20 protein-coding genes and 1 riboswitch are annotated in these 23,863 nt (G+C 71.0%); of the genes, 8 read left to right on the forward strand and 12 right to left on the reverse strand.

Annotated elements, in window-relative coordinates:
- Positions 1-30: 30 nt before the first annotated feature.
- Positions 31-591, reverse strand: coding sequence for a TetR/AcrR family transcriptional regulator (locus AC4D2C_RS02710; RefSeq protein WP_490905051.1), 561 nt, complete (start codon positions 589-591; stop codon positions 31-33).
- A gap of 89 nt (positions 592-680) precedes the next feature.
- On the opposite strand from AC4D2C_RS02710, the gene AC4D2C_RS02715 reads away from it, so the two are divergent.
- Positions 681-2,162, forward strand: a complete 1,482-nt coding sequence (locus AC4D2C_RS02715; RefSeq protein WP_490912391.1) for an MFS transporter — start codon at positions 681-683, stop codon at positions 2,160-2,162.
- A gap of 14 nt (positions 2,163-2,176) precedes the next feature.
- Here AC4D2C_RS02715 and AC4D2C_RS02720 read toward each other — a convergent pair whose 3' ends face one another.
- Entirely contained in the window at positions 2,177-2,572 is a 396-nt protein-coding gene (locus AC4D2C_RS02720) for a DUF7793 family protein (protein ID WP_490912393.1), read from the reverse strand.
- A 66-nt stretch (positions 2,573-2,638) separates the two neighbouring features.
- A complete protein-coding gene (locus AC4D2C_RS02725; protein ID WP_490912395.1) occupies positions 2,639-3,424 on the reverse strand; it encodes a class I SAM-dependent methyltransferase in 786 nt (261 codons plus the stop codon).
- Positions 3,425-3,570: 146 nt separating this feature from the next.
- Here AC4D2C_RS02725 and AC4D2C_RS02730 point away from each other — a divergent pair, with 146 nt between their 5' ends.
- Positions 3,571-5,823 carry a putative bifunctional diguanylate cyclase/phosphodiesterase gene (locus AC4D2C_RS02730; RefSeq protein ID WP_490912396.1) on the forward strand — a complete coding sequence of 751 codons (2,253 nt, stop codon included), beginning with the start codon at positions 3,571-3,573 and terminating at the stop codon, positions 5,821-5,823.
- 112 nt (positions 5,824-5,935) lie between these two features.
- Entirely contained in the window at positions 5,936-6,733 is a 798-nt protein-coding gene (locus AC4D2C_RS02735; protein WP_490912398.1) for a response regulator, read from the forward strand.
- Here AC4D2C_RS02735 and AC4D2C_RS02740 read toward each other — a convergent pair.
- The 3 genes from AC4D2C_RS02740 to AC4D2C_RS02750 all read right to left on the reverse strand — a co-directional run bounded on the left by AC4D2C_RS02740 (position 6,703) and on the right by AC4D2C_RS02750 (position 10,213).
- Positions 6,703-7,731 carry a signal peptidase I gene (locus AC4D2C_RS02740; RefSeq protein ID WP_490912400.1) on the reverse strand — a complete coding sequence of 343 codons (1,029 nt, stop codon included), beginning with the start codon at positions 7,729-7,731 and terminating at the stop codon, positions 6,703-6,705. The two genes, AC4D2C_RS02735 and AC4D2C_RS02740, sit on opposite strands and share 31 nt — an antisense overlap.
- Positions 7,732-7,927: 196 nt before the next feature.
- Positions 7,928-8,959 (reverse strand): LLM class flavin-dependent oxidoreductase, encoded by a 1,032-nt coding sequence (locus AC4D2C_RS02745; protein WP_490912402.1) that lies wholly within the window; start codon positions 8,957-8,959, stop codon positions 7,928-7,930.
- A gap of 222 nt (positions 8,960-9,181) precedes the next feature.
- Positions 9,182-10,213 (reverse strand): SGNH/GDSL hydrolase family protein, encoded by a 1,032-nt coding sequence (locus tag AC4D2C_RS02750; RefSeq protein ID WP_490912404.1) that lies wholly within the window; start codon positions 10,211-10,213, stop codon positions 9,182-9,184.
- Between the two features lie 213 nt (positions 10,214-10,426).
- Positions 10,427-10,529: riboswitch (glycine riboswitch) on the forward strand.
- Positions 10,530-10,682: 153 nt separating this feature from the next.
- Between AC4D2C_RS02750 and gcvP the strand changes: the two genes are divergently transcribed.
- The 4 genes from gcvP to AC4D2C_RS02770 are packed head-to-tail and all read left to right on the forward strand — an operon-like array spanning position 10,683 to position 16,910.
- Complete coding sequence (gcvP, locus tag AC4D2C_RS02755) at positions 10,683-13,580, forward strand: aminomethyl-transferring glycine dehydrogenase (protein WP_490912405.1); 2,898 nt, start codon at positions 10,683-10,685, stop codon at positions 13,578-13,580.
- Between the two features lie 12 nt (positions 13,581-13,592).
- Positions 13,593-14,726: a glycine cleavage system aminomethyltransferase GcvT gene (gene gcvT, locus AC4D2C_RS02760; RefSeq protein ID WP_490912406.1), complete on the forward strand. Its 1,134-nt coding sequence runs from the start codon at positions 13,593-13,595 to the stop codon at positions 14,724-14,726.
- Complete coding sequence (locus AC4D2C_RS02765; RefSeq protein WP_490912408.1) at positions 14,723-16,096, forward strand: L-serine ammonia-lyase; 1,374 nt, start codon at positions 14,723-14,725, stop codon at positions 16,094-16,096. The genes gcvT and AC4D2C_RS02765 overlap by 4 nt, the downstream gene beginning before the upstream one ends.
- A gap of 28 nt (positions 16,097-16,124) precedes the next feature.
- Positions 16,125-16,910: a methylenetetrahydrofolate reductase gene (locus AC4D2C_RS02770; RefSeq protein WP_490912409.1), complete on the forward strand. Its 786-nt coding sequence runs from the start codon at positions 16,125-16,127 to the stop codon at positions 16,908-16,910.
- A 112-nt stretch (positions 16,911-17,022) separates the two neighbouring features.
- On the opposite strand, the gene AC4D2C_RS02775 is transcribed toward AC4D2C_RS02770, so the two are convergent.
- Positions 17,023-17,784 carry an SDR family oxidoreductase gene (locus AC4D2C_RS02775; RefSeq protein WP_490912410.1) on the reverse strand — a complete coding sequence of 254 codons (762 nt, stop codon included), beginning with the start codon at positions 17,782-17,784 and terminating at the stop codon, positions 17,023-17,025.
- A gap of 19 nt (positions 17,785-17,803) precedes the next feature.
- Entirely contained in the window at positions 17,804-18,781 is a 978-nt protein-coding gene (locus tag AC4D2C_RS02780; protein WP_490912411.1) for an AraC family transcriptional regulator, read from the reverse strand.
- An 81-nt stretch (positions 18,782-18,862) separates the two neighbouring features.
- Between AC4D2C_RS02780 and AC4D2C_RS02785 the strand changes: the two genes are divergently transcribed.
- Positions 18,863-19,669 carry an NmrA family NAD(P)-binding protein gene (locus tag AC4D2C_RS02785; protein ID WP_490912412.1) on the forward strand — a complete coding sequence of 269 codons (807 nt, stop codon included), beginning with the start codon at positions 18,863-18,865 and terminating at the stop codon, positions 19,667-19,669.
- Between the two features lie 8 nt (positions 19,670-19,677).
- Here the strand turns inward: AC4D2C_RS02785 and AC4D2C_RS02790 are convergent, their stop codons facing one another.
- The 4 genes from AC4D2C_RS02790 to AC4D2C_RS02805 form a co-directional block, all read right to left on the reverse strand.
- Positions 19,678-20,400 carry an AAA family ATPase gene (locus AC4D2C_RS02790; RefSeq protein ID WP_490905067.1) on the reverse strand — a complete coding sequence of 241 codons (723 nt, stop codon included), beginning with the start codon at positions 20,398-20,400 and terminating at the stop codon, positions 19,678-19,680.
- 4 nt (positions 20,401-20,404) lie between these two features.
- Positions 20,405-21,436: a LacI family DNA-binding transcriptional regulator gene (locus AC4D2C_RS02795; RefSeq protein WP_490912413.1), complete on the reverse strand. Its 1,032-nt coding sequence runs from the start codon at positions 21,434-21,436 to the stop codon at positions 20,405-20,407.
- Between the two features lie 89 nt (positions 21,437-21,525).
- Positions 21,526-23,007 carry an aldehyde dehydrogenase family protein gene (locus tag AC4D2C_RS02800; RefSeq protein ID WP_490912414.1) on the reverse strand — a complete coding sequence of 494 codons (1,482 nt, stop codon included), beginning with the start codon at positions 23,005-23,007 and terminating at the stop codon, positions 21,526-21,528.
- Between the two features lie 7 nt (positions 23,008-23,014).
- The gene (locus AC4D2C_RS02805) at positions 23,015-23,794 is read right to left on the reverse strand and encodes a glucose 1-dehydrogenase (RefSeq protein WP_490905070.1); all 780 of its coding nucleotides are present in this window, start codon (positions 23,792-23,794) and stop codon (positions 23,015-23,017) included.
- Positions 23,795-23,863 lie beyond the last annotated feature (69 nt).

Below are 23,863 nucleotides of genomic sequence, written 5' to 3' on the forward strand. Positions count from 1 at the left end.
GTCCTGGTCCTACGGCGCGTCGCGACCGGCTCAGGCGGTGCGTCCGAGGACCCTCCGGGCCGCCTCCACCGCGGAGGCGCGGTGCGCCGACAGCGGCGTCTCGGCGGCGCTGCGGTGCGCGACGAGGGGGGCCTGCACCCAGGCCTGCGCGATGCCGAAGAGGATGGGGAGCAACTCCTCCGGCGTCCAGGACGCATCGATGTGGCCGAGATCCTGTGCCCTCCGCACGGCGGCCAGTTTGGCGTCCGGCCCGGCACCGCCCGGGAGGTCGTAGTCGATCCCCTCGAGCCGCGCCCAGGTGAGCATGCGCAGGATGTCCGGGTGCTCGTGCGCGTGGTCGAAGACGGCCCCCACGAACGCCGGGACGTCGGCGGGGTCGAGCGCCACGGCCTCGTGGAACTCGGCGGCATTGGCGTCGAGGACGGCCTGGAACAGGGCGGCCTTGTCGGCGAAGTGCGCGTACAGGCGCTCCTTGCTGGCCGAGGCCGCCTTCGCGATGCGGTCGATCCTCGCCCCGGCCAGCCCGTAGGTGGCGAACTCGGACCGCGCCGCCAGGAGGATGCGGGAGCGTACGTCCGTCGTCGGGTGCATTCCTCGAGTATACCCAAACGAACTAGTTCGTTTGACTTTGCGAACGCGCCCACCCTACTGTCTGAGGCGACACCACTACGAGGAGATCCATGTCCGTCCCCACTCCGGGCTCGCCCGGCGCATCCACCCTCGAGGGCGCCGCCGCCCCCAAGGTCCCCGCCAACCGCTGGCTCGTGCTCGCCATCGTCGCGCTCGCCCAGCTCACCGTCGTCCTCGACGGGACGATCGTCAACATCGCCCTGCCGCAGGCGCAGGCGGAGCTCGGCATGTCCGACGGCGACCGCAGCTGGGTGGTGACCCTGTACGCCCTCACCTTCGGCGCCCTCCTCCTCCTCGGCGGCCGCATCGCCGATTTCTGGGGCAGGAAGCGGTCGTTCCTCATCGGCATGGGCGGCTTCGCGCTCGCGTCCGCCCTCGGCGGCATCGCGACCTCGGGCGAGATGCTGCTCGTGGCCCGCGGCCTCCAGGGAGCCTTCGCGGCACTGCTGGCTCCCGCGGCGCTGGCCATCCTGTCGGTGACCTTCCCGGGCGGCAGGGACCGTGTGCGGGCCTTCGCGGTGTACGGGACGATCGCCGGTGGCGGGGCCGCCGTCGGCCTGCTGCTCGGCGGCGTGCTGACCGAATACTTCAGCTGGCACTGGTGCCTGCTCGTGAACGTGCCGATCGCCGTCGTGGCCCTTGCCGTCGGTATCCCGGTGCTCAGGGAGAGCCGTGCCGACGGGAGCACCCGCTACGACGTACCGGGCGCCGTCCTCGTCAGCCTCGGCCTCGCCTCCGTGGTGTACGGCTTCTCCCGGGCCGAGGCCGGCTGGATCCGGGCCGACACCCTCGGCTTCCTCGCCCTCGGTGTGGTCCTGCTGGCCCTCTTCGTCCTCGTCGAGTCCCGGTCGGCGCATGCCCTGCTCCCGCTGCGCATCATCACGAACCGCGCACGCGCCGGCGCGTACCTGTCCTCCGTGGCGGTCGGAGCCGCGCTGCTGGGCGCGCTGCTCTACCTGACGCTCCACTTCCAGATCGTCCTCGGTATGAGTCCACTCGTGTCCGGCCTGGCGTCCCTGCCCATGACGGCCGCCATCATCGTGTCCGCGGGCATCGTCTCACGGCTCCTGCCCACGGTCGGTCCCCGCATCCTCATGGCGGCCGGTCCCCTGATCGCCGCCGCCGGGCTGCTCCTGCTGAGCCGCATCACGGTGGGCGGCTCGTACGTGCTCGAGGTGCTCCCCGCCCAGATCCTCCTCGGCATCGGCCTCGCCCTCGTCTTCGTTCCGCTCCAGAACGTCGCCCTCCTCGGTATCGCCCCGCGCGACGCCGGAGTCGCCAGCGCCGCGGTCACCGCGACCCAGCAGATCGGCGGATCCATCGGCACGGCGGTCTTCACGGCGCTGTACACGGTGGGCGCGGGAAGCGCAGCGGGTGCTGAGGGCGGGCTGCAGCCCCTCGTGGACGGCTACTCCGTGGTCTTCCTCGCAGCCGCGATCGCCCTGGCGCTCGCGTCACCGGTCGCCTGGTTCATGATCAATGTGCCGCGGGACGCGTTCACGACGTCGAACGAGGCAGTCCACCTCGGCTAGGCGGCGTCGGCGCGTCAGGCGCTGGCGGGGTGCTCGTGCGCCGCGCCCTGCAGCCAGGCGACCGCCAGGTACCTCGAGGTGAAGAACCGGGTGGGGCAGGGAGGCGAGTTCACGCCGAGGAAGAAGTTCGCGATCATCCTGTCCACGGGCGACGAGCCCAGCAGGGCGATCCGCGATGCGGCGCAGGGGATCGCGAACACCGCACGGGCTTCCCGGGTGACGGTCCGCGTGGTCTCCATGTCGACGAGCATGGGGTGTCCCTCCCCGCCGGCCAGCCCGTTGACGGCCGCCATGGCCGACTCGGCGTCCTCCGCGGTGATGGTGCAGTCCTTGTCCCACTCGAGGTGGAGGATGCCGTTGGGCAGTAGCACGAGCGTGGCCTTGCCGCCCCCGATCGGTCGTGCGGTCATGGCCCATCTCCTGACGGCGCTGAGACTTCCGGGCCGGGGGCCGTGCGTTCCCTGTGAGACCGAGGATCAGCGAGCGTCCAGCATAGCGAAGTATCCGGGGATGCCGGTGCTGGTCCGCCCGCTCATCGGCACGGCCTCGATGATGACGGGGCCGTCCGCGAGCACCGTCCAGGAGCCGTCGGGGAACGCGGCGCGGCGCTCGGCGGGCCCGAAGTGTCCCGGCACCGGGATGCCGCCGATCGCCCGGCGGAGCGGGGCCGGGATGCTCCCCGGCCTCGCGCCGAGGCTGTGCATGTAGGACAGGGGGTTCCCGCGGAAGTTGGTCTCGGTCAGCAGGACGCGCCCCCGGCTGCCCACGATGTCCCGGAGGTTCCTGCCGAGATCCTTCCGCTGCCGTGGACGCAGCACGTGGAAGACGCCCCGGACGAAGACGTTCGCCTCGCCGTGCTCCTCCTGCAGCAGCCTGCCCGCGCCCGGCGCCGTGAGGTCGAGCGTCCGGAAGGAGACCGTCGGCAGATCGGCGGATTCGGTTGCCGCGCGCTCGACGGCGCTGTCGGCGACGTCGACGCCGAGGGCCGAGGGGAAGCTGCCCGCCAGCCAGCGTGTCCACCGCCCGTTGCCGCAGCCCACGTCGATGACGGGCAGACCGCGGTCCATGAAGCCGTCGACGGCGTGCGCGTACTGCTCGGCCTCCGCACCGATCTCCGCGTCCCACAGCACTTCGCCCTGCGTTCCGGTGGTCCGCACGCGGCTCCAGTACCCCTCCCATGCCGTGACCGGATCGCGCGGCGCCAGTTTGGCGAGGCGGGCCACTTCGGGCACCATGCGGAGTTGGTCGACGATGTTGGGCATAGGAAGAGGGTACCGACGGCGGGGAATTGTTGCCCCAAGCCAAGTATTATCGCAGGATACGGTTACCGGGGACCGAAGATCCCTTCGGGTCCCGCGACGCCCGCCTATGCTGTCGACACCAGGAGCACAGCGAGGACGGGAGTGGCATGCGGCGCGACGATGCCCGCGCCGACAGGCGCCCCACCGCGCGACCGGGCCATGTCAGGCCGCTGATGGCCGGGATGCTCCTCCTCCTGACCATCTATGCCGCGGGGCTCCTCCTCGGTGATCCCGAGACCTTCGACCCGCTCATGGACGGCTGGCTGTCCATCCTGACGGAGCTGGCCGGCGTGGGCCTGTGCGTCAGTGCAGCGGTGCGGACCAGGTTCGCGAAACCCCAGATCCTGCTCGGCGGTGCTGCTGTCACCGCCTACACCGTCGGGGACGCCTACTATGCGGCCTCGCTGGCAGGCGAGGACGCCCTGACCTACGCCTCCTTCGCGGATGTGGCGTATCTGGCCTTCTACCCGCTCATGCTCGGGGCGCTCGGCGTGGTGGTGGTCCGCAAGCTGAGGAGCATGCTCTGGCCGCTGCTGCTCGAGAGTGTCGTCGGGGCGCTGGGCGCCGCGTCGATCATGGCCCTGATCCTCGCGCCGCTCCTCACCGCGTCGGCCGCGGCCGGCACCACGTTCGAGGTGATCGTCGCCGTCGTCTACCCGCTCCTCGACCTCCTCCTCATCACCGCCATCGGCGGCATCCTCGCCTCACGGGGTCTGGACATCGGCCCCCGCTGGCCCGTCCTCATCGGCGGCATGATCGCGTTCTCGGCCGCGGACGTCGCCTACGCACTGGGCATGCAGGACTACGCCGTCGGCTCGATCATCGACATCGGGTGGGTGGCGGGCGTCATCGCGATCGCCGTCTGGGTGGACGGCGCCGCGGACACCGGCCGGGCGGCGCTCCACCAGCGCCGCGGTGTCCCCGAACTCGCGGCGCCCGTCGTGTCCACGGCGGTAGCGCTCGCCGTCCTGGTCGTCGGCAGCCAGACGCGCATCCCGCTCCTCGCCGTGCTCTTCGCCGCCTCGACGCTCGCCCTCGCCGTGGTCCCGCTGGCCTTCCGGAACCGGATGCTCGTGGTGCTCTCGAGGACCGACGAGCTGACGGGCCTCCCCAATCGCCGGGCCCTGCTCACCGATGTGCCGGTGCGGCTCGCCGGCGGCAGCACCGGTGCCCTCTTCCTGCTCGACCTCGACCGCTTCAAGCACGTCAACGACGCACTCGGGCACGACGTGGGGGACGCACTCCTCGTGCAGGTCGGCGGGCGCTTCGCGGCGCAGTTGCGGCCGGGCGACCTGCTCGCGCGGCTGGGCGGGGACGAGTTCGCGGTGTTCCTCGAGGGCGTGACGGAGGCGGAGGCAGTGGCGGCCGCACTGCGGCTTGCAACGGAACTCGCCGAGCCCGTGCTGGTGGGCAGCACGTCCCTGCAGGTCAGCGCCAGCATCGGGATAGCCCTGATGCCGGAGCACGGCACCGACATGGGCCTGCTCATGCGCAAGGCGGATATCGCGATGTTCCGCGCCAAGTCCGGGCGGAGCGGGCACCACGTGTACGACGTGACGGACGACGACGACGGCGAGCTGCGGCTGCGGACGGTCCAGGAACTGCGGACGGCGCTGGCCGGGAACGAGTTCGAGCTGCACTACCAGCCGAAGGTGCGCCTGTCCGACGACCGCGTCGTGGGCGTCGAGGCGCTGCTGCGCTGGAACCATCCGACGCGGGGGCGCCTCTCCCCGGACGCGTTCCTGCCCCTTGCCGAGGAGGCCGGGCTGATGCCCGCGCTGTCAGGACTCGTGCTCGAGCGGGCCATCCGCCGGGTCGCGCGGTGGCGGGCCGAAGGCCTCGACGTGACCGTCGCGGTCAACCTGTCGGGCTCCTGCATCCTCTCGTGCCTGCCCCACCAGATCCTCACGCTCCTCGGACAGCACGACGTGCCGCCGTCGGGCATCATGCTCGAGATCACCGAGGACGTGCTCATGTCCACACCGACCGGCACCGCCGCGATTCTCGCGCAGCTCCGCGCGGAGGGCATCCAGATCTCCATCGACGACTTCGGGACCGGCTACAGCTCCCTGGCCTACCTGCGGGACCTGCCCGTCGACGAACTGAAACTCGACCGGTCCTTCGTCATCGCGATGCAGCAGGACCAGCGTGCCATCGGGCTGGTGGGGTCGATCATCGACCTGGCCCACAGTCTGGGTCTCCGGGTGGTGGCCGAAGGCGTCGGTGACGATCGGACGCAGGAGGACCTGCGGGCGCAGGGGTGCGATTTCGCCCAGGGTTTCCATATCTCCGAGCCGCTTCCCGCGGGGGAGGTCTCGGCCTGGATCGGAGCGCACGGCCCGCGGGTAGCACGCACATGAGAGGGTGCGGGCCCGCCCGCACGGCCGGTGGGGATGGCGGATCGGCTGGATATACGCCCCACCGGCCCCGATGAGCTCGGTGGTCGATCCAACATCTGGCAGTGTGGTACCCATGACACCCGACCCTCATGCGCGCGTTGCACTCATCATCGAAGACGACGCCGACGTGCGGCAGCTGCTGGTGATGACCCTGGGCATGAACGGCTTCACCACCATCGAAGCCGAGAACGGGCGCCAGGGCGTCGCGCTCGTGCGGGAACGCCGCCCCGATCTGGTGACCCTCGACCTGAACCTGCCGGACATCGACGGCGTGGAGGTGTGCCGTCAGATCCGGCCGCTCACCGACGCGTACGTGGTCATGATCACCGCGAGGCAGGACGAGATCGACCGCCTCATCGGCCTCGAGATCGGGGCGGACGACTTCGTCGTCAAGCCGTTCAGCCCGCGGGAGGTCGGCGCCCGCGTCAACGCCATGTTCCGCCGGCCGCGGAGCACGGGCCAGGGCAGGTCGCAGCTCTCGGCGGGTACGGAGGACACGGAGGCACCGCTGTCCGGCGCCGTGGCGACGGCGGTCGCCGCGCCTCCTGCTCAGGCCGAGAACCTGCTGACGCACGGACCCATCACCATCGACGCCGAGGGCCGGATCGCCATGCTCGACGGCGTCGAGCTGCCGCTCACGCGGATCGAGTTCGATCTCCTGGCGACGCTCGTCTCGGGGCCGCGCCGCGTCTGGCAGCGCGAGACGCTGCTCTCCCGCATCTGGGGCGACGGTTGGGTCAACGACCAGCACCTCGTGGAGGTGCACATCCGGAACCTGCGCAAGAAGCTGGGAGAGGACACCAAGGCCCCCCGCTTCATCCGCACGGTCCGCGGGGTCGGCTACCGGATGATGCCGCCCAGCGCGGCCTGAAACTCCCTGGCCAGGACCCGCAGGCGGGCGACGACCGCCGCGTGTTCGCGGGGCTGGTCGATGACCTCCATGGCGGCCGCCGAGCCCTCCTCGAGCCGGCCTGCACCGACCATCGAGGCGCTGACGGTGAGGCTGAGCAGCGCCACGACGGCGGCGTCGGCGTCGCGGGCGGTGAAGGCGTCCTCGATGGCGGTGATCCGCTGCGGCAGCAGGTCCACGAACGAGTCCGCGAACTGCAGTGCACCCGCCTGGTTGGACAGCTCCTCACCGAGGTTCTCGAGGATCGACCGGTCGAGCGTGGGCACGTCCGGGCTCCCGGTCGCGGGACGCGGAACCCCGAGGCCGGCCGCGGGGTCGTCCGCGGCGTCTGCATCGTCGGCGCCGTCGGGACGGGACCAGATCATGAGGAGCAGGGCCCCGACGAGCACGGCGGGGATGCCGTAGACCAGGACGTGGCTGACCAGGGGGGTACGGAGGGCGCGGATCGCGTTGCCGACCTGCGGGATCACGGCTGCGACCTCGTAGACGGAATCGCCGTCGAGCGTCGCGAGCCACGGGTCCACGGACTCGTTGGCGTCCCCCTTGGTGCGCACGGCGGTGGTGCCGTCGGCTCCCTGGACGACCTCGACCACGCGGTGGGTCTCCACGCGGTGGTCCTCGACGGGGATGTGGTAGCTGATGACGTCTCCGACGGCGATCCCGTCGACGGGCTGCAGCGTGGTGACCACCACGTCGCCCGGGACGATCTCCGGCGCCATGCTGCCGGTGAGCATGGTGGCGGTCTGGTAGCCGAAGAACCGGGGGCCGATCGCGAAGAACAGGACCGCGACGACGGCGATCACCATGAACACGGTGCCGAGGAGACTCGCGAGGCGCTGCGGGAGGGTCGGGCGCTCTGCCGCAGCGGGGGCGATGGACGTGACGGGTGCTACGGCGTGGCGCGCCTGCCGGGCGGCCCGCACCCCGGGGGTGATGGACGGGAGGTCGATCGTCGTCACGCCTGCTCCTTCGGTACTGCCGCTGGTTCCTGCTGACGCTGCCCGCCGGTCCCGGTGGACGGACCGGAACCGGCGGGAGGATCACGGAGTGCTGCACTCCTGGAGTCCACTCTCCTCGGCTGCGCTCAATCGCGACGTGCCCGAAGTGCGAAAGAAACCCGAAGAAAGAGCGAAGCCGCGGGAACCCCTGCGCGCTCTACGCGAGCATCTCCCGCACGAGCGGGATGACCTTCGTGCCGTACAGCTCGATGCTGTGCATGAGCTTCTCGTGCGGCAGGGGACCCGCGCTGTACTTCATGTCGAAGCGGTCGATCCCGAGAGTCCGCGCCGTCGCCGCGATCTTCTTCGCGACCGTCTCCGGCGAGCCGACGTAGAGCGAACCGGAATCGGCTTCCTGATCGAACTCGGCGCGCGTCGTCGGACCCCAGCCGCGCTCGCGGCCGATGCGGTCACGCATGATGCGGTTGTCGGGCCACAGCTCCTCGCGGGCCTGCTCGTCCGAGTCCGCGATGTATCCCGGGGAGTGGACGCCGATGGGCAGGGTCGGCTGCCCGAGCTGGGTGAGCGCCCGGTGGTAGAGGTCGACGTAGGGGGCGAAGCGGGCGGGGTCGCCGCCGATGATCGCGAGCATCAGGGGCATGCCGTAGCGCGCGGCACGCACCACGGACTCGGGACTGCCGCCGACGCCGATCCACGTCTTCAGGCGCCCTCCCTCGGTCTTCGGGTACACCTCGTGGCCCTCGAGCCCCGGCCGTGTGCTGCCCGACCAGGTCACGGGGCCCTCCTTGATCAGCTCCGAGAACAGGTCGAGTTTCTCCTCGAAGAGCCGCTCGTAGTCGGAGAGGTCGTAGCCGAAGAGGGGGAAGGACTCGGTGAAGGACCCGCGCCCGAGGATCACCTCGGCTCGGCCGTCGGATGCGGCGTCGAGCGTGGCGAAGCGCTGGTAGACGCGCACCGGGTCATCGGAACTGAGGACGGTGACGGCGGAGCCGAGGCGGATGCGCTCGGTCTTCCCGGCGATGGCGGCGAGGACGGTCTCAGGGGCGGAGACGGCGAAGTCGTCGCGGTGGTGCTCGCCGATCCCGATGAAGTCGACGCCGACCTCGTCGGCCAGGACGGCCTCGGCGATGACGTTGCGGATGACCTGCGGGTAGGGGAGCGGCCTGCCGTCCTCCCCGCGCGTGACATCCCCGAAGGTGTCGAGACCGAGTTCCAGTTCGCGTGTCATGGTTGTGCTCCCGTACTCCGACGATCGGACCCACCCTGGGCCTGATACTGGAACCGACCGCGCCCGCCCGTTATTCCATGCATATGTATGCATCGCGCCGAGGCCGAGGAGGGTGGGCTCGTCGTGCCTGCTTCGATGCGGGGTGGCCGATGCCCGTGGGGCGGGCGTAGACGAGCCGGCGGAACGCGGCGGCCCCGGAACCCATCGCTCCGGAGCCGGGCACTAGCGGCTGAGCTGCCGGGCCTCCGCCGTACGGTCCGCCCGGTCGACGCTCGCGGGATCCGCGAGATCCACCCCGGCACGCGCCGCCGCTGCCCGGGCGGCCGGGCTCTTCAGGTCGGGCAGCACGAACCGTTCCGGCCGGATCCCGGCGTCCTGCACGGCGTAGGCGCCCTGCTGCTGTGTGAGCTCGGGCGCGGAGAGTTCGGCGGATTGCAGGGTGTCCTGCGTGACGGCCACGGCACTCCCGGTCAGCGCTGCGCCCATGAGCGGGACGTAGCCCGAGGCGTGCCCTGCCCGGTTCGGGTGGTAGGAGTCCGAGACGGGGTTCGAGAGCCCGTTGATCCATTCGACGTCGTCGCACACCGCATGACCGGTGAAGGCGGGGGCACGGAAGGTGAAGCCGGCCGCCGCAGCGGCCATCGCCGTCGTCCGGTTCAGCAGGTCCGCCGTCGCGTTCAGGCGCGCCTCCTCCTCGGGGGAGAACCAGGTGGCCGCGTTGCAGTCCTCGCCGTTGAAGATCCGCGGATAGCCGGCGACGGCGACCCTCGCTTGGGGCGCCCGCGCGCGGACCTGCCGGTAGAGCGAGGCCAGCCTCCCCGGGAGGGCTCCGGTGATGACGGCCTGTGCCCGGTCGATCGCGGCGGTGCAGTCGCTCATCCAGGCGGGTTTCGCGCATTCGGTCAGCACATCCACGAAGGCGGCGTCGTTCCCGCCGACGCTCAGCGAGACGTACGCCGTCGTGGGGGTCAGGGCGCCGAGCTGGGTCGCGACGACGTCGGGGACGGTGGCCCCGGAGCACGCGCGGAAGTTCAGGGCGTACCCCTTGGCGCTCGCGACCAGCGAGGGGTACGCGTACACCGAGCGCCGGCAGGACGAGCCGTCCGCGAGGTACGCCCGCGTCCCCGTGCCCGAGGAGTAGGAATCGCCGAGGGCCACGTAGGAGGGTGCCGCAGCACCTGCCGGAGGGGCGGACAGCAGGGCGCCCGCGAGCAGGAGGACGACGGCGGCGGAGCGGAAGCGGGGGATCATCATCGATACTCCTGGTGCGGGAGGTGCTGTTGATCCCACGCTAGCGCCGGTTCCGCCGGTACGGACCGTCCGGCCCGGCTTTGTGTGCAAACCTTCCCCCGCACTGCGGCCCCGGGTAGTGTTCCGCCGACGGGCCGGGTACCTTTGCCTCGCGTCCGCTCCGCGCGGTAAGCTGTGGGGCGGCTCACAGCCGCACATCCCAACTGAATACGCCATCGATCTGCAGCGGGAGAGTTCTGCCGTTGACTCAACACCGGTAGGCGCCGTAGGAGCAAATCCTCCCCAGGAATCTCTCAGGCGAACGTACCGCTGCGGCTAGGCAACTCTGGAAAGCAGCCCCGGCATGATCCGGCGCTCACCGACGGTGCAAGCAGGCGCGGAGCCCTGCGGAAACTCTCAGGTCCCACACAGAGCGGGGAGGAACCCGACCTGGCACGCGCGACCGCGTTGCCACCCGACGTACGGAGTTCCCATGACCGCAACCCCCGACACGGCACCCGGCACCACCGGCTCCGTCTCCGGCACCGCCTCCACCTTCGCCGACCGCCACATCGGGCCCCGCACGTCCGACGCCGGGAAGATGCTCGAGGTCCTCGGCTACCCCACCCTGGAGAAGCTCGTGGACCTGGCGGTCCCCGCCAGCATCCGCCTGGACAGGGCCCTCGATCTGCCCGCGGCCCTGAGCGAGACCGAGGTGCTGGCGCAGCTCCGGCGCATCGCCGGCCGCAACCGCACCGCGGTCCAGATGATCGGCCAGGGCTACTTCGACACGATCACGCCGCCGGTCATCCGCCGCAACGTCCTCGAATCCCCCGCCTGGTACACCGCGTACACGCCCTACCAGCCGGAGATCTCCCAGGGCCGGCTCGAGGCGCTCCTGAACTTCCAGACCATGGTGCAGGATCTCACGGCCCTGGACATCGCCAACGCCTCCCTGCTCGACGAGGCCTCCGCCGTGGCCGAGGCCGTGCTCCTCATGCGCCGCTCCGGCAGGAACAAGGGCCGTACCGTCATCGACGCCGACGCCCTGCCGCAGACCGTCGCCGTCGTCCGTGGCCGCGCCGAGGCGCTCGGCTTCGAGGTGGAGGTCACCGATCTCTCCGCCGGCCTGCCTGACGGCGACATCAACGGCGTCGTCCTCCAGCAGCCGGGTGCCTCGGGCGCCCTCCGGAACCACGCCGCCGTCATCGCCTCCGCCAAGGAGCGCGGTGCCCTCGTCACGGTCGCCGCGGACCTCCTGTCCCTGACGCTCGTCACCGCCCCGGGCGAGCAGGGCGCGGACATCGCCGTCGGCTCCGCCCAGCGCTTCGGCGTCCCGCTCTTCTTCGGCGGCCCGCACGCCGCCTACATGGCCGTGCGCAAGGGCCTCGAGCGCATGCTGCCCGGCCGCCTCGTGGGCGTCTCCAAGGACGCCGACGGCGCCCCCGCCTACCGCCTCGCCCTGCAGACCCGCGAGCAGCACATCCGCCGCGAGAAGGCCACGAGCAACATCTGCACCGCGCAGGCGCTCCTCGCGATCGTCGCGTCCATGTACGCCGTGTACCACGGCCCCGAAGGCCTCACGGCGATCGCCCGCACCACGCACCGGCGCGCCGTCGCGCTCGCCGCCGCCCTGGAGGGGACCGACGCAGAGGTCGTGCATGCCGCGTTCTTCGACACCCTCCTGGTCCGCGTTCCGGGTCGGGCCGCCGAGTACGCGGACGCCGCCGAGGCGCAGGGCTACAACCTCCGCCGGGTGGACGCCGACCACCTCGGCATCTCCTGCGACGAGACCACGACCCCGGAGCACATCGCGGCGGTCGCCGGCGTGTTCGGCGGGACCGCCGACGCCACGGCGGACCGGAACGCGGGCGAGCGGATCCCCGAGGAACTGCACCGCACGTCCTCGTTCATGACGCACCCCGTGTTCTCGCGGCACCGCTCGGAGACCGCGATGCTCCGGTACCTGCGCCGGCTCTCCGACAAGGACCTCGCCCTGGACCGCACCATGATCCCGCTGGGCTCCTGCACGATGAAGCTCAACGCCACCGTGGAGATGGAGTCCATCTCCTGGCCCGAGTTCGCCTCGATCCACCCGTTCGCGCCCGAGAGCCAGACCGAGGGCTGGCGCGAACTGATCACCGACCTCGAGGACCGCCTCGCCGAGATCACGGGCTACGCGCGCGTGTCCCTCCAGCCGAACGCCGGCTCGCAGGGCGAACTCGCCGGTCTCCTCGCCATCCGCGGCTACCACCGCTCGCGCGGCGACGAGAACCGCACCGTCTGCCTCATCCCGTCCTCCGCACACGGCACCAACGCGGCCTCCGCGGTGCTGGCCGGCATGAAGGTGGTCGTCGTCGGCACCGCTCCGAACGGCAACATCGACCACGACGACCTGCTGGCCAAGATCGAACAGCACGCCGGGAACCTCTCGGCCATCATGATCACCTACCCCTCCACGCACGGCGTCTTCGAGGAGGACGTGCGCTGGGTCTGCGAGAAGGTGCACGACGCCGGCGGCCAGGTCTACATCGACGGCGCCAACCTCAACGCGCTCGTGGGCCTCGCCCAGCCCGGCGAGTTCGGCGGCGACGTCTCCCACCTGAACCTCCACAAGACCTTCTGCATCCCCCACGGCGGCGGCGGACCCGGCGTCGGTCCCGTGGCCGTGGCCGCGCATCTCGCGCCGTTCCTGCCGGGCGACGCGAACCGTGACATCGCCACGGACGGCGGACCCGACGCCGAGGGCGGCACGCCCGTCTCCGGGTCGATGTACGGATCCGCCGGCGTCCTGCCGATCTCCTGGGCGTACGTCGCCCTGATGGGCTCCGAGGGTCTCACGAGCGCGACGGCGCACGCCCTGCTCGCCGCCAACTACGTGGCCGCACGCCTCACCGAGCACTTCCCCGTGCTCTACACCGGCGCGCAGGGCCTCGTGGCGCACGAGTGCATCCTGGACCTGCGCCCGCTCACCGCCGCCACCGGCGTGACGGCCGAGGACGTCGCCAAGCGCCTGATCGACTACGGCTTCCACGCCCCCACGCTGTCCTTCCCCGTGGCAGGCACGCTCATGGTCGAACCGACGGAGTCCGAGGACCTCGCCGAGCTGGACCGCTTCGTCGACGCGATGATCGCCATCAAGGGAGAGATCGACCGCGTGGCCTCGGGAGAGTTCAGCATCGAGGAGAGCCCGCTGCGTCAGGCGCCACACACGGCGCAGGTGCTCATCGGCGACGAGTGGACGCAGGCCTACCCCCGCGAGCTCGCTGCCTATCCGCTGCGGAGCCTCCGCCACGACAAGTACTTCCCGCCGGTGCGCAGGATCGACGGGGCCCACGGCGACCGCAACCTCGTCTGCTCCTGCCCGCCCATCGAAGCCTTCGAAGACTAGGAACCCGGCCCCATGAGCGAGCTGAGCAAGCACACCGCCCTGTACACGCAGCACGAGGCGCACGGCGCGTCCTTCACCGACTTCGGGGGGTGGCAGATGCCCCTGAAGTACCGGAGCGAACTGGAGGAGCACCACACCGTCCGCAGGGCCGCGGGTCTGTTCGACCTGTCGCACATGGGCGAGGTCCTCGTCAGCGGCCCCCAGGCCGCCGAGTTCCTCAACTACGCCCTCGTCGGCAACCTGGCGGTCATCGCCGTCGGGAAGGCCAAGTACTCCCTGATCTGCACCGCCGAGGGCGGGGTGATCGACGACCTCATCACGTACCGGCTCGCCGAGGACTCCTTCCTCGTGGTACCCAACGCCTCCAACGCCGAGGTCGTCGCGGAGGAGCTGCGCCAGCGGTCCAAGGGCTTCGACGTCGCCGTCGAGGACCAGTCCGAAGCCACGGCGCTCATCGCCGTGCAGGGTCCCACGGCCGAGGCGGTGCTCCTGGACCTCGCACGCCCCGACGACGCCGAGGCCGTCCGCGGCCTGGGGTACTACGCCGCCGTGGAACTCGAGCTCGCGGGACTCCCCGTCCTGCTGGCACGCACCGGCTACACCGGCGAGGACGGATTCGAGATCTTCATCGGCAGCAACCTCGCCGTCCGCCTCTGGGACGCCGCGCTGAAGGCCGGGGACGCGCACGGGCTGCTGCCCTGCGGTCTGGCCGCGCGCGACTCCCTGCGCCTCGAGGCCGGCATGCCCCTGTACGGCCACGAGCTCGGCCTCGACACCAACCCGTTCGAGGCCGGCCTCGGACCCGTGGTCAGCACCAAGAAGACCGACGACTTCGTGGGACGCTCGGTGCTCGAACCGCTCAAGGCCGTCGAGCCCGCACGGCGCCTCGTGGGCCTGCGTGCCGTCGGCCGCCGGTCGGCGCGCGCCGGGTACGACGTCGTCGTCGACGGCGCGCGCGTGGGTACGGTGACGTCGGGGTTGCCGAGCCCCACCCTCGGTTACCCCGTGGCGCTCGCCTACGTGGATGCCGCCTACGCCGCGATCGGCACCGAGGTGCAGGTGGACCTTCGCGGCCGCCCGGAACCGTTCACCGTGATCCCCACGCCGTTCTACAGGCGCGAGAAGGCCGCCGGTACCGCGCAGTGACCATCAGCGCCTTCGATCTCTTCAAGATCGGCATCGGCCCCTCGAGCTCGCACACCGGCGGGCCGATGACCGCCGCCTACCTCTTCACGGAACTGCTCCGCATGGACGGCCTCCTGCCCACCGTGCACCGCGTGCAGGTGGACCTCTTCGGGTCCCTCGGCGTGACCGGCCACGGCCACGGCACGGTCAAGGCGGTGCTGCTGGGCCTCGAGGGGGAGCAGCCGCACCTCGTGGATCCGACATCCGCCGACGCGCGCGTCGCCTACATCGGCGAGTGCCGGTCGCTGAACCTCGCCGCGGAGCGCCCGATCCCGTTCGACCCCGGGACGGACGTGGTGCTGCACCGCAGGCAACGCCTCGAGTTCCACACCAATGGCATGCGATTCTCGGCATATTCGGGTGAGGGGGAAATAATACGTACTCGGGAATACTTTTCCGTGGGCGGTGGCTTCGTCCTCGACGAGGACCAGATCGGGGCCGAGATCGCCGACCTGACAGCCGTGCCGCTCTCCCATCCCTTCGACACCGCGGAGCAGCTGCTGGGCATCTGCCGGGCCAGCGGGTGGTCCTTCTCCGACGTCGTCCTCGCCAACGAATTGTCCTGGCGCTCCGAGGCCGAGGTGCGCGCGGGCCTGCTGGAGATCTGGTCCGTCATGCAGGACACCATCCGGCGCGGCACCACCACGGGCGGGATCCTTCCCGGCGGCCTCAGCGTGCGGCGCCGGGCCGAACGGCAGCGACAGCTGCTCGAGAAGGCCGACGACCCGAGCGACCGGCTCGGCACGATGGAGTGGGTCACGCTCTTCGCCCTCGCGGTCAACGAGGAGAACGCCGCCGGCGGCCGCGTGGTCACCGCTCCGACCAACGGCGCGGCGGGGATCATCCCGGCGGTCCTGAAGTACTACGTGGACTTCGTACCGGGCGCCGATGAGGACGGCGTGGTGCGCTTCCTGCTCGCCGCGACGGCGATCGGCTCCCTGTTCAAGCGCAACGCCTCCATCTCGGGCGCCGAAGTGGGCTGCCAGGGAGAAGTGGGCTCCGCCTGCGCCATGGCGGCCGGAGCCCTGGCCGAGGTGCTCGGCGGCACCCCCGAGCAGGTCGAGAACGCGGCCGAGATCGGGATCGAGCACAACCTCGGCCTGACGTGCGATCCCGTGGGCGGTCTCGTGCAGATCCCCTGCATCGAGCGGAACGCCGTCGGGGCCATGAAGGCCATCACCGCGGCCCGCATGGCCGTGCGCGGCGACGGGCAGCACCATGTGTCCCTCGACGTCGCCATCAAGACGATGCGCGAGACGGGCGCGGACATGATGGACAAGTACAAGGAGACTGCGCGCGGCGGACTGGCGCTCAACGTGGTGGAGTGCTGACCTGAGTACGGTCGGGCTGCCGGTCCGGGTGGAGGTCGTCCCGGCGGAGGGTCTCGTGCAGCGGCTCCGCACCTCCCTGCCCGCCCCCGCCGTCGTGACCGTGACCTGCCTGCCGCACCACGGCCCGCAGGAGGCGGTCGCGACGGCGGTGGACCTCGCCGAAGCCGGATACACGGTGATCCCCCACCTCGCCGCGCGGTCCGTCGCCGACCGCGCGGAGCTCCGCCGCTATGTGGCATCGTGCCGCGGAGCAGGGATCGCCGACGTCTTCGTGATCGGCGGGGATGCCGCCACCACCGCGGGACCCTACGCGTGGAGCGGTGCCCTCATGGAGGACATCGCCGACCTCTCCGGCGGCGCCCTCGGGATGGGCATCGCGGTGTACCCCGAGGGCCACCCGGGCACGGCGGAGGACGAGCTTGCGAGGACGCTGCGCGCGAAGCAGGGCCTGGCGTCCTGGTGCGTCACGCAGCTCTGCTTCTCCCCGGACACCCTGCACGCCTACCCCTCCCGGCTCCGGCTCGCCGGCGTCGACCTGCCCGTCTGGGCGGGTGTCCCCGGGCCCGTCCGCGTGGCGCGACTGCTGCGGCTCGCCGGCAGCATCGGCGTCGGGCAGTCCCTCGGCTTCCTGCGGCGCTCGTCCGGCGGCAGCGAGACCGGCTCGGTGGTACGGCAGCTCATCTCCTCGGCGTCCTACGATCCGGCACCGCTGGTGGCCGCACTCGACGGCGCCGGCTACGCGGGGCTGCACCTGTACAGCTTCAACGACCTCGCGGGACTCGCGGCATCCGGGATGGTCCGGGCGTCGGGGTGACGGAGCGGCACGGGACCCACCGCGCCGGCACCCGGCCTCCGCTGCAGGCCGGGCACCACCGCAGCCATCGGGACCCGGCGGGCGCAGATGAACCAGGGTCTCCTGTCCCGCCTCAGAGGGCCCGGGACGCCTGCCCGAGCCGCGACGCCCAGTCGGCGTAGGTCTGGGTCCCGCGATCAGCGGAGCCAGGAGCCAGCAGGGTCCCGTCCCGCAGAGCCCTACCGAAGGCTCCCGGCAGCGGGAACTCCAGGATCAGGCCGCGGCGGCCGAGCGCCGACGAGTAGGCACGCACCATGTCGACCATGCGCAGGGTTTCCGGCCCCGCCAGATCCGCCGGGCGTCCTGCGGGTCCTCCCTCGGCCAGGGACACCAGGCGCTGCGCCACCTCGCGCGCCGCGACGGGCTGCGAGACCATGGTCGGCACCGGATGGAGCGGCCCGATACCGAACCGGCCATAGATCTGGCGGGCGAATTCGTGGAACTGGGTCGATCTGAGGATCGTCCACGGCACGGAGCCGGACGTCACGAGGTCCTCCTGCACCTTCTTGCCCGCGTAGTAGCCGAAGGGCGCCCGGTCACTGCCGACGATGGAGAGAGCGAGGTGGTGGGGCACCGCGGCGATCTTCCCGGCAGTCAGCAGATTGCCCGTGACGGCGGCGAAGAACTCCCGCGACCGGCGGCCCGACTGCGTGGCTGTGGAGGTGACATCGATGACGGCGTCGGTTCCCTCGAGGACACCGGGGAGACCCTCACCTGCGGTGAGGTCCACGCCCTTCGAGCGGGACAGGATGCGGACCTCGTGCCCCGCCTCCCTGGCGACGGCGACGACGTGCTGTCCGACCGTCCCGGTTCCACCAGCAACAGCAATCTTCATGGCGTGACCTTCCTGGATCTCATGGGCTGGAGCAGGGAACGGAAGAAGTGTACGGGGGTAGCTCGCCGCCCGAGAGGGCAGGGCGGTGGTGGCGGAACTCCGTGGGGGTGATTCCCACGCGTCGCTTGAAGGCCGTGCTGAAGGAGAAGGCGTTGCTGTATCCGACGGTGCGGGCGATCTGCGAGATGGTGGTGTGCGGTGTCTGCAGGAGATCCCCGGCGAGGGTGAGCCGCCACCGGGTGAGATAGCTCATGGGCGGTTCGCCGACGCCAGCCCGGAAGCGTGCGGCGAGGGAGGCCCGTGACACGCGGACCTCCCTGGCGAGGCTCCCGACCGTCCAGGGGATCCCGGGTGAGGCGTGCAGGTGCTCCAGGGCCTCGAGGACCACAGGGTCGCTGCAGGTGAGCCAGGTGGGCCCACGGGACGGGTCGGGGCGCTCGAGCCAGCGGCGCACGGTGCTGACCACGAGGACGTCGAGGAGACGGTCCACGACGACCTGCGCCGCGGGGTCGTCGTACGCCAGTTCGCGGGCGAGGAGTCCGACGAGAGCCTCGTCGGACTCCTCGCGTGGAACGACGGCGAGTGGGGGGAGGGCGCGGGCGACGAGTCCGCCGGCCTGATCGGCCCGTTCGTACGTCCCCACGAGCAGGGACGTCTCGCCGTCCTCGGTGTTGCCCCATCGCCGGATGCCCCGCCGGAACTCCTCCCGCAGGTCGTGTCCGTCGAGGGTGGTGCACTGCTGGCCGGGACCGATGACGATCGTGGGGCGACTGCCGGCAGGGTCGGTCACCTCGTACGGTGCCCCGCCCCGGACGAGGGCGACGTCGCCCTCCTCGAGCAGCACGCCGTCGATCCGTGCCCGGCCCCGCGTGACGGCGAGGACGGTCAGCGCGGCGTTGTCGCGGACCGTGACGCCCCAGGGTGCGCTCATGTGCATGGACAGGGCGAAAGCCCGGACGGCCCGGGGGCCATCGAGGAAGTGCGTCAACGGATCCATGGCGCACAGGCTAGACGATGACGAAGGGATCAACGAGTCCGGGCCATTCCGCGTCCGGGACGCCGGCGCTTGACTGGATGCATGACGATTCTCATTCTCGGAGGCGCAGGGCGCACCGGAACACGCATCCATGACCGACTCACCACGCGAGGGGTGCCCACGCGGCTCGCCTCCCGCCGTACCGGTTTCGACTGGGACCGACCGGACACCTGGCCGGCGGCCCTCGAGGGGACGACCGCCGCGTATGTGTGCTTCGCCCCCGACCTGGGATTCCCCGGTGTGCCCGGGAAGATGGCAGCTCTCGGTCGGCTGGCCGCCGCAGCGGGGCTCGAGCGGCTCGTGCTGCTCTCCGGCCGTGGAGAGGAGGGGGCGCGAGCGAGCGAAGCCGCCCTGCGGGACGGCGGCGTGCCGACGACGGTGCTGCGCTGTTCGTGGTTCCAGCAGAACTTCTCGGAACACTTCCTCACCGGGCCGGTCCGTCGGGGCCGCCTGCTGCTCCCGGCCTCGGACGTGCCCGAGGCCTTCGTCGACGTGGACGACGTCGCCGACGCGGCGGTCGAGGCACTCACCCGGCCGGATCCCGGGAATGCCACCTACGAGCTGTCGGGCCCGGAGCTGCTGACCTTCACCGACGTGGCGGCGGCCCTCAGCGACGCCGGCGGACGGCGCGTGGTCTTCGAGGCCGTCGACGTCCCGACCTTCGTCGCGGATCTGGCCGCGGACGGCATACCGGTGGAGGAGGCCGAGCCTCTCGGGTACCTCTTCACCGAGATCCTCGATGGGCGCAACGCGTCGCTCGGGGTCGGTGTCGAGCAGCTCCTGGGCAGGTCGGCGTCGTCCTTCGGAGCCTATGCGAGGGCGACAGCTCGGCGTGGCGTGTGGTCCTGACCCGTCCGCTAGAGGTGCCTGAGGTACCGCTCCGGTGAGGCGAGGAAGGCCTGCCAGGCGGTGACGAGGCCCAGGTCCTCCCACCGGCGGGGGCGCAGGCCCCAGCTGCCGACCTCGAGGATCTGCGCCTGGGGCAGGGCCGCCAGGAGGGGCGAGTGGGTGGACAGGACCACCTGGGACCTCCCGGACGCCACGAGTTCCTTGAGGACACCGAGCAGCGCCAGGCACCCGGAGAAGGACAGCGCCGACTCCGGCTCGTCGAGCACCCACAGCCCGGGCCCGCGGAACCTGTCGACCACGAGTTCGAGGAACGATTCACCGTGGGACATCTCGTGGAAGGGGACATCCGTCCCGGTGCTGCCGGGGTTCGCCTCGAGGTACGTGAAGAACCCGTGCATGGTCTCGGCGCGCAGGAAGTACCCGCGCCGGGTGGTGCCCGCGTTGCGGACCAGCTGGAGGTGATCGGCGAGGACGGACTCCGTGGGCCGGGACGTGTGCCGGGCCCCGGTGGATCCTCCCTCGGGCGAGAGCCCGTACGCCAGGGCGATCGCTTCGATGATGGTCGATTTCCCGGACCCGTTCTCCCCCACCAGGACGGTGGCCGGACCGAGCTCGAGGCCGTGATCGAGGATGTCCGTGACGGGGGCCAGGGTGGCCGGCCAGATGCGCCGGTCCAGCGGGTTGGCGGGGTGCTCGGTGAGTCGTCGGATGGGGAACCGCTCGAAGGCCATGCGATCAGTGCGCCGGCCGCGGCGGCGCGGTCGAATCCCGTTCGATGATGGTGGCCTGGCCCCGCAGGACCACGTTCCGGGGTTCGGTGCCCTGCAACTGGTCGAGGAGGGCGTCGATGGCGGCACTGCCGAGTTCCTGGAGCGGCAGCGCCATGGTGGTCAGCGACGGCTCGAGGTACGCGGCCAGGGGGAGGTCGTCGTAGGAGAGCAGCGAGACGTCCTCGGGGACGCGCCGGCCGAGGACCCTCAGCGCCTTCAGGGCGCCGACGGACTGGCTGAAGGTCCCCGCGTAGATGGCCGTGATGGCGGGGTTGTCGGTGAGGAGCTCATGGACGGCCTGGAAGCCGCCCTCTTCGCTGTACTCCTGGCGGGCGAGTGCGGGCGTGGGGATGTCGGCGCCCTCGGCCTCCAGGAGGAACCCGCGCTCCCTCTCCCGGGCAGGCATCAGATCGCCCGGCCCGGAGATGTGGCCCATGTTCCGGTGTCCCAGGCCGAAGAGGTAGTCGAAGGCGATCCGGCTCGCCCCGGTCAGGTCCACACCGACGTTCCGGTTGGACCCGGACACCGTGCGGTTGACGAACACGTGGGGCACGTTCGTGAGCCTGCCCGATTCCAGCAGCGGGTGTCCTTCGCGGGCCGAGGCGATCAGCAGGCCCTCCACCCGGCCGGCCCCGACGAGGTCGGTGTAGTCGGACTGCGTCCGCGAGTTCTCGGTGTCCTCGGCGAGCAGCACCACGAAGCCGCGCTCGCGTGCCCGCTGGTAGGCGCCGCGGGCGATGCGGGCGTAGACGGCGTTGGTCAGGTCGGGGATGAGCAGGGCGAGCGCACGGGTGCGGGCACCGGCGAGGGCCTTCGCCCCGGCATGCGGCTCGTACGCGAGGGCCGCGGCCGCCTCGAAGATGCGCAGCCTCGTCTCGCCGCGGATGTTGAGGGTGGCGTCGCCGTTGAGCGCGCGCGAGACCACCGATTTGGTGACCCCGGCCGCATTGGCGACGTCGATGAGCCGCGTGCGCATCGGCCGCGATGTGGAGTTCATGGAGGGTGGGACTTTCGGGAGGAGCCGGCAACTGCAACAACCCTGCCACAGGGGCCCCGGTACGGGGCCCCTGGAGCAGCGACGGCGGACTAGGAGTTGGCTGCGTAGTCCGTGTAGACGGTCTTCCGCCGGGTGTACCGCTCGAACCCGTGGACGCCGTCGTCGCCCCCGAGGCCGGACATCTTCCAGCCGGTGTGGAACCCCTGGACCTCCTCGGGCCCGATCTTGTTGATGTAGACCTCCCCGAACTCCAGGTCGTCCGTGGCCGACATGGCGATCCGGATGTTCTCGGTGAACACGTGGGAGGTGAGCCCGTACATGGTCGAGTTGGCGAACCCGATGACCTCCTCGTACGTGTCGAACGGCACGATCGGCAGCACCGGGCCGAAGACCTCCTGCTGCACGATGTCCATGTCGTTCGTGACGTCGGTGAGCACCGTGGGAGCGAACCAGTAGCCGCCGTCGTCCTCCATGCCCTCGGGCCGGCCTCCGCCGATCTCCAGCTTCGCGCCGGCCTGCACCGCGCCATCCACGTGGTCCTTGACCTTCTGCCACTCCTGCTGCGAGATCTTCGGGCCCATCTGCGAGGCGTCGTCGAGCGGGTCTCCCACCTTGAGGTCCCTGACCTTGGCGACGAACCGTTCCACGAACTGGTCGTAGACGCCGCGCTGCACGTAGGTGCGCTCGTTGCAGGTGCAGACCTGGCCGCAGTTCCAGAAGCGGGCCTCGAAGGCCTGCTGGACGGCCAGGTCCAGGTCGGCGTCCTCGAAGACGATCACCGGGGCCTTGCCGCCGAGCTCCAGGGACACGGGCATGATCTTCTTCGCCGCCGTGGCGAGGATCTCCTGCCCGGCCCGGGTGGACCCGGTGACCGTGACCATGCCGACGAGCGGATGTTCCACGAGGGCCGTGCCGATCTCGCGCCCCGCCCCGGTGATGACGCTGATCAGCCCGCTCGGGACCCCTGCCCGCTCGCACACCCGCGCCAGGGCCAGGGAGGACAGGGGGGTGAGCTCGCTGGGTTTCACGACGACGGCGTTCCCTGCCATGAGCGCGGGGGCTGCCTTCCGCGCGAAGATGGCGGCGGGGAAGTTCCAGGGGATGATCGCTGCGACGATGCCGACCGGTTCCTCGCGGATGACCAGCTGCTGCCCGTGCGCGGCAGGGGCGGCGAGCTCGCCGACGTTGCGGTACTTCTGGCTGATGGAGTAGTCGAAGAAGGCCTTCACGCCGCCGATCTCGCCGCGGGCCTCCGTGATGGTCTTGCCCTGCTCGGCGACGACGATCTGCGCGAGTTCCTCGGCGTGGGCGTCCACCTGCCGGACGACCTCCGCCAGGACGGCCGCGCGATCGGCGTAGGACCGGCGCGCCCACTCCCGCTGTGCGCGGGCGGCCACCTGCAGGGTGCGGTCGACGTGTTCGGGTCTGCCGTCGGGGACTTCGGTGATCACCTGGCCGGTGGCGGGGTTGTCCACCGCGCGGGTGGTGTCGGTGGTGATCCACTCCCCACCGATGAGCAGGGTCGGAGCCTCGCCGAGGAGGGAGTCCGGGGTGAAGAGGTCGATTGTCATGGCGTTCCTAGCTCATCACCATCCCGCCCTCGACGTTGTACGTCTGGGCGGTGATGTAGTTGGATCCGGGGCCCGCGAGGAAGATGGCGAGCGGGACGACGTCCTCCGGGACGGACGTGCGGCCGAGGGGGATGCCTGCGGCGGCGTCCTTGAAGGTCTCGCCCTCCGCCTTGCCGGTGCGCTCGCCGAACTGCTTGTCGACCTCCTTCCAGTACGGGGTGTCGACGATCCCGGGCGCCATCGCATTGACGTTCACGCCGTAGGGCGCCATGTCCATCGCGACGGACTGGGTGATCGAGATGACGGTGGCCTTCGAGGCGCAGTATGCGGCGACGAGCGCCTCACCGCGGCGGCCGGCGATCGAGGCCATGTTGATGATCTTGCCGCTGCGCTGTGCACGCATCGGGACGCAGGCCGCCTGGCTGAGGAAGAACAGCCCCTTCACGTTGACGCTGAAGATGCGGTCCCACTCGGCCGGCGTGGTTTCCTCCACGGACCGGATCAGGCCGATCCCGGCGTTGTTGACCAGGATGTCCAGGGTGCCGTGCTCACTGACGATCGCATCCACCACGGCCTTCGAGGCCTCGGGGTCGGCCACGTTCAGGGCCTTCGCCGAGGCCGCACCGCCGGCGGCCTCGATCTCGGTGACGACCGCCTGGGCGCCGTCGACGTTGAGATCCGCGATGACCACGTGGGCGCCTTCGCGGGCGTAGCCGAGGGCCATCGCCCGTCCCATACCGGAGGCTGCTCCGGTGATCAGCGCGGTCTTGCCGTCAAGAACTCCCATGGTGCTGCTCCTTCGTACTTCGGTGGGCTGGATGGTGGGGCTGGATGGTGGTGCCGGATGGTGGTGCCG

Source organism: Arthrobacter sp. TJ-240 (assembly GCF_058269195.1).

Excerpts from the sequence above, each read along its gene's own strand:
- AC4D2C_RS02720 (WP_490912393.1), bottom strand. The coding sequence starts at position 2,572 with ATGACCGCACGACCGATCGGGGGCGGCAAGGCCACGCTCGTGCTACTG.
- AC4D2C_RS02715 (WP_490912391.1), top strand. The coding sequence starts at position 681 with ATGTCCGTCCCCACTCCGGGCTCGCCCGGCGCATCCACCCTCGAGGGC.
- AC4D2C_RS02795 (WP_490912413.1), bottom strand. The coding sequence starts at position 21,436 with ATGAACTCCACATCGCGGCCGATGCGCACGCGGCTCATCGACGTCGCC.
- AC4D2C_RS02750 (WP_490912404.1), bottom strand. The coding sequence starts at position 10,213 with ATGATGATCCCCCGCTTCCGCTCCGCCGCCGTCGTCCTCCTGCTCGCG.
- AC4D2C_RS02730 (WP_490912396.1), top strand. The coding sequence starts at position 3,571 with ATGCGGCGCGACGATGCCCGCGCCGACAGGCGCCCCACCGCGCGACCG.
- AC4D2C_RS02775 (WP_490912410.1), bottom strand. The coding sequence starts at position 17,784 with ATGAAGATTGCTGTTGCTGGTGGAACCGGGACGGTCGGACAGCACGTC.
- AC4D2C_RS02790 (WP_490905067.1), bottom strand. The coding sequence starts at position 20,400 with ATGGCCTTCGAGCGGTTCCCCATCCGACGACTCACCGAGCACCCCGCC.
- AC4D2C_RS02745 (WP_490912402.1), bottom strand. The coding sequence starts at position 8,959 with ATGACACGCGAACTGGAACTCGGTCTCGACACCTTCGGGGATGTCACG.
- AC4D2C_RS02710 (WP_490905051.1), bottom strand. The coding sequence starts at position 591 with ATGCACCCGACGACGGACGTACGCTCCCGCATCCTCCTGGCGGCGCGG.
- AC4D2C_RS02800 (WP_490912414.1), bottom strand. The coding sequence starts at position 23,007 with ATGACAATCGACCTCTTCACCCCGGACTCCCTCCTCGGCGAGGCTCCG.
- AC4D2C_RS02725 (WP_490912395.1), bottom strand. The coding sequence starts at position 3,424 with ATGCCCAACATCGTCGACCAACTCCGCATGGTGCCCGAAGTGGCCCGC.
- gcvT (WP_490912406.1), top strand. The coding sequence starts at position 13,593 with ATGAGCGAGCTGAGCAAGCACACCGCCCTGTACACGCAGCACGAGGCG.
- AC4D2C_RS02780 (WP_490912411.1), bottom strand. The coding sequence starts at position 18,781 with ATGGATCCGTTGACGCACTTCCTCGATGGCCCCCGGGCCGTCCGGGCT.
- AC4D2C_RS02735 (WP_490912398.1), top strand. The coding sequence starts at position 5,936 with ATGACACCCGACCCTCATGCGCGCGTTGCACTCATCATCGAAGACGAC.
- AC4D2C_RS02805 (WP_490905070.1), bottom strand. The coding sequence starts at position 23,794 with ATGGGAGTTCTTGACGGCAAGACCGCGCTGATCACCGGAGCAGCCTCC.
- gcvP (WP_490912405.1), top strand. The coding sequence starts at position 10,683 with ATGACCGCAACCCCCGACACGGCACCCGGCACCACCGGCTCCGTCTCC.
- AC4D2C_RS02785 (WP_490912412.1), top strand. The coding sequence starts at position 18,863 with ATGACGATTCTCATTCTCGGAGGCGCAGGGCGCACCGGAACACGCATC.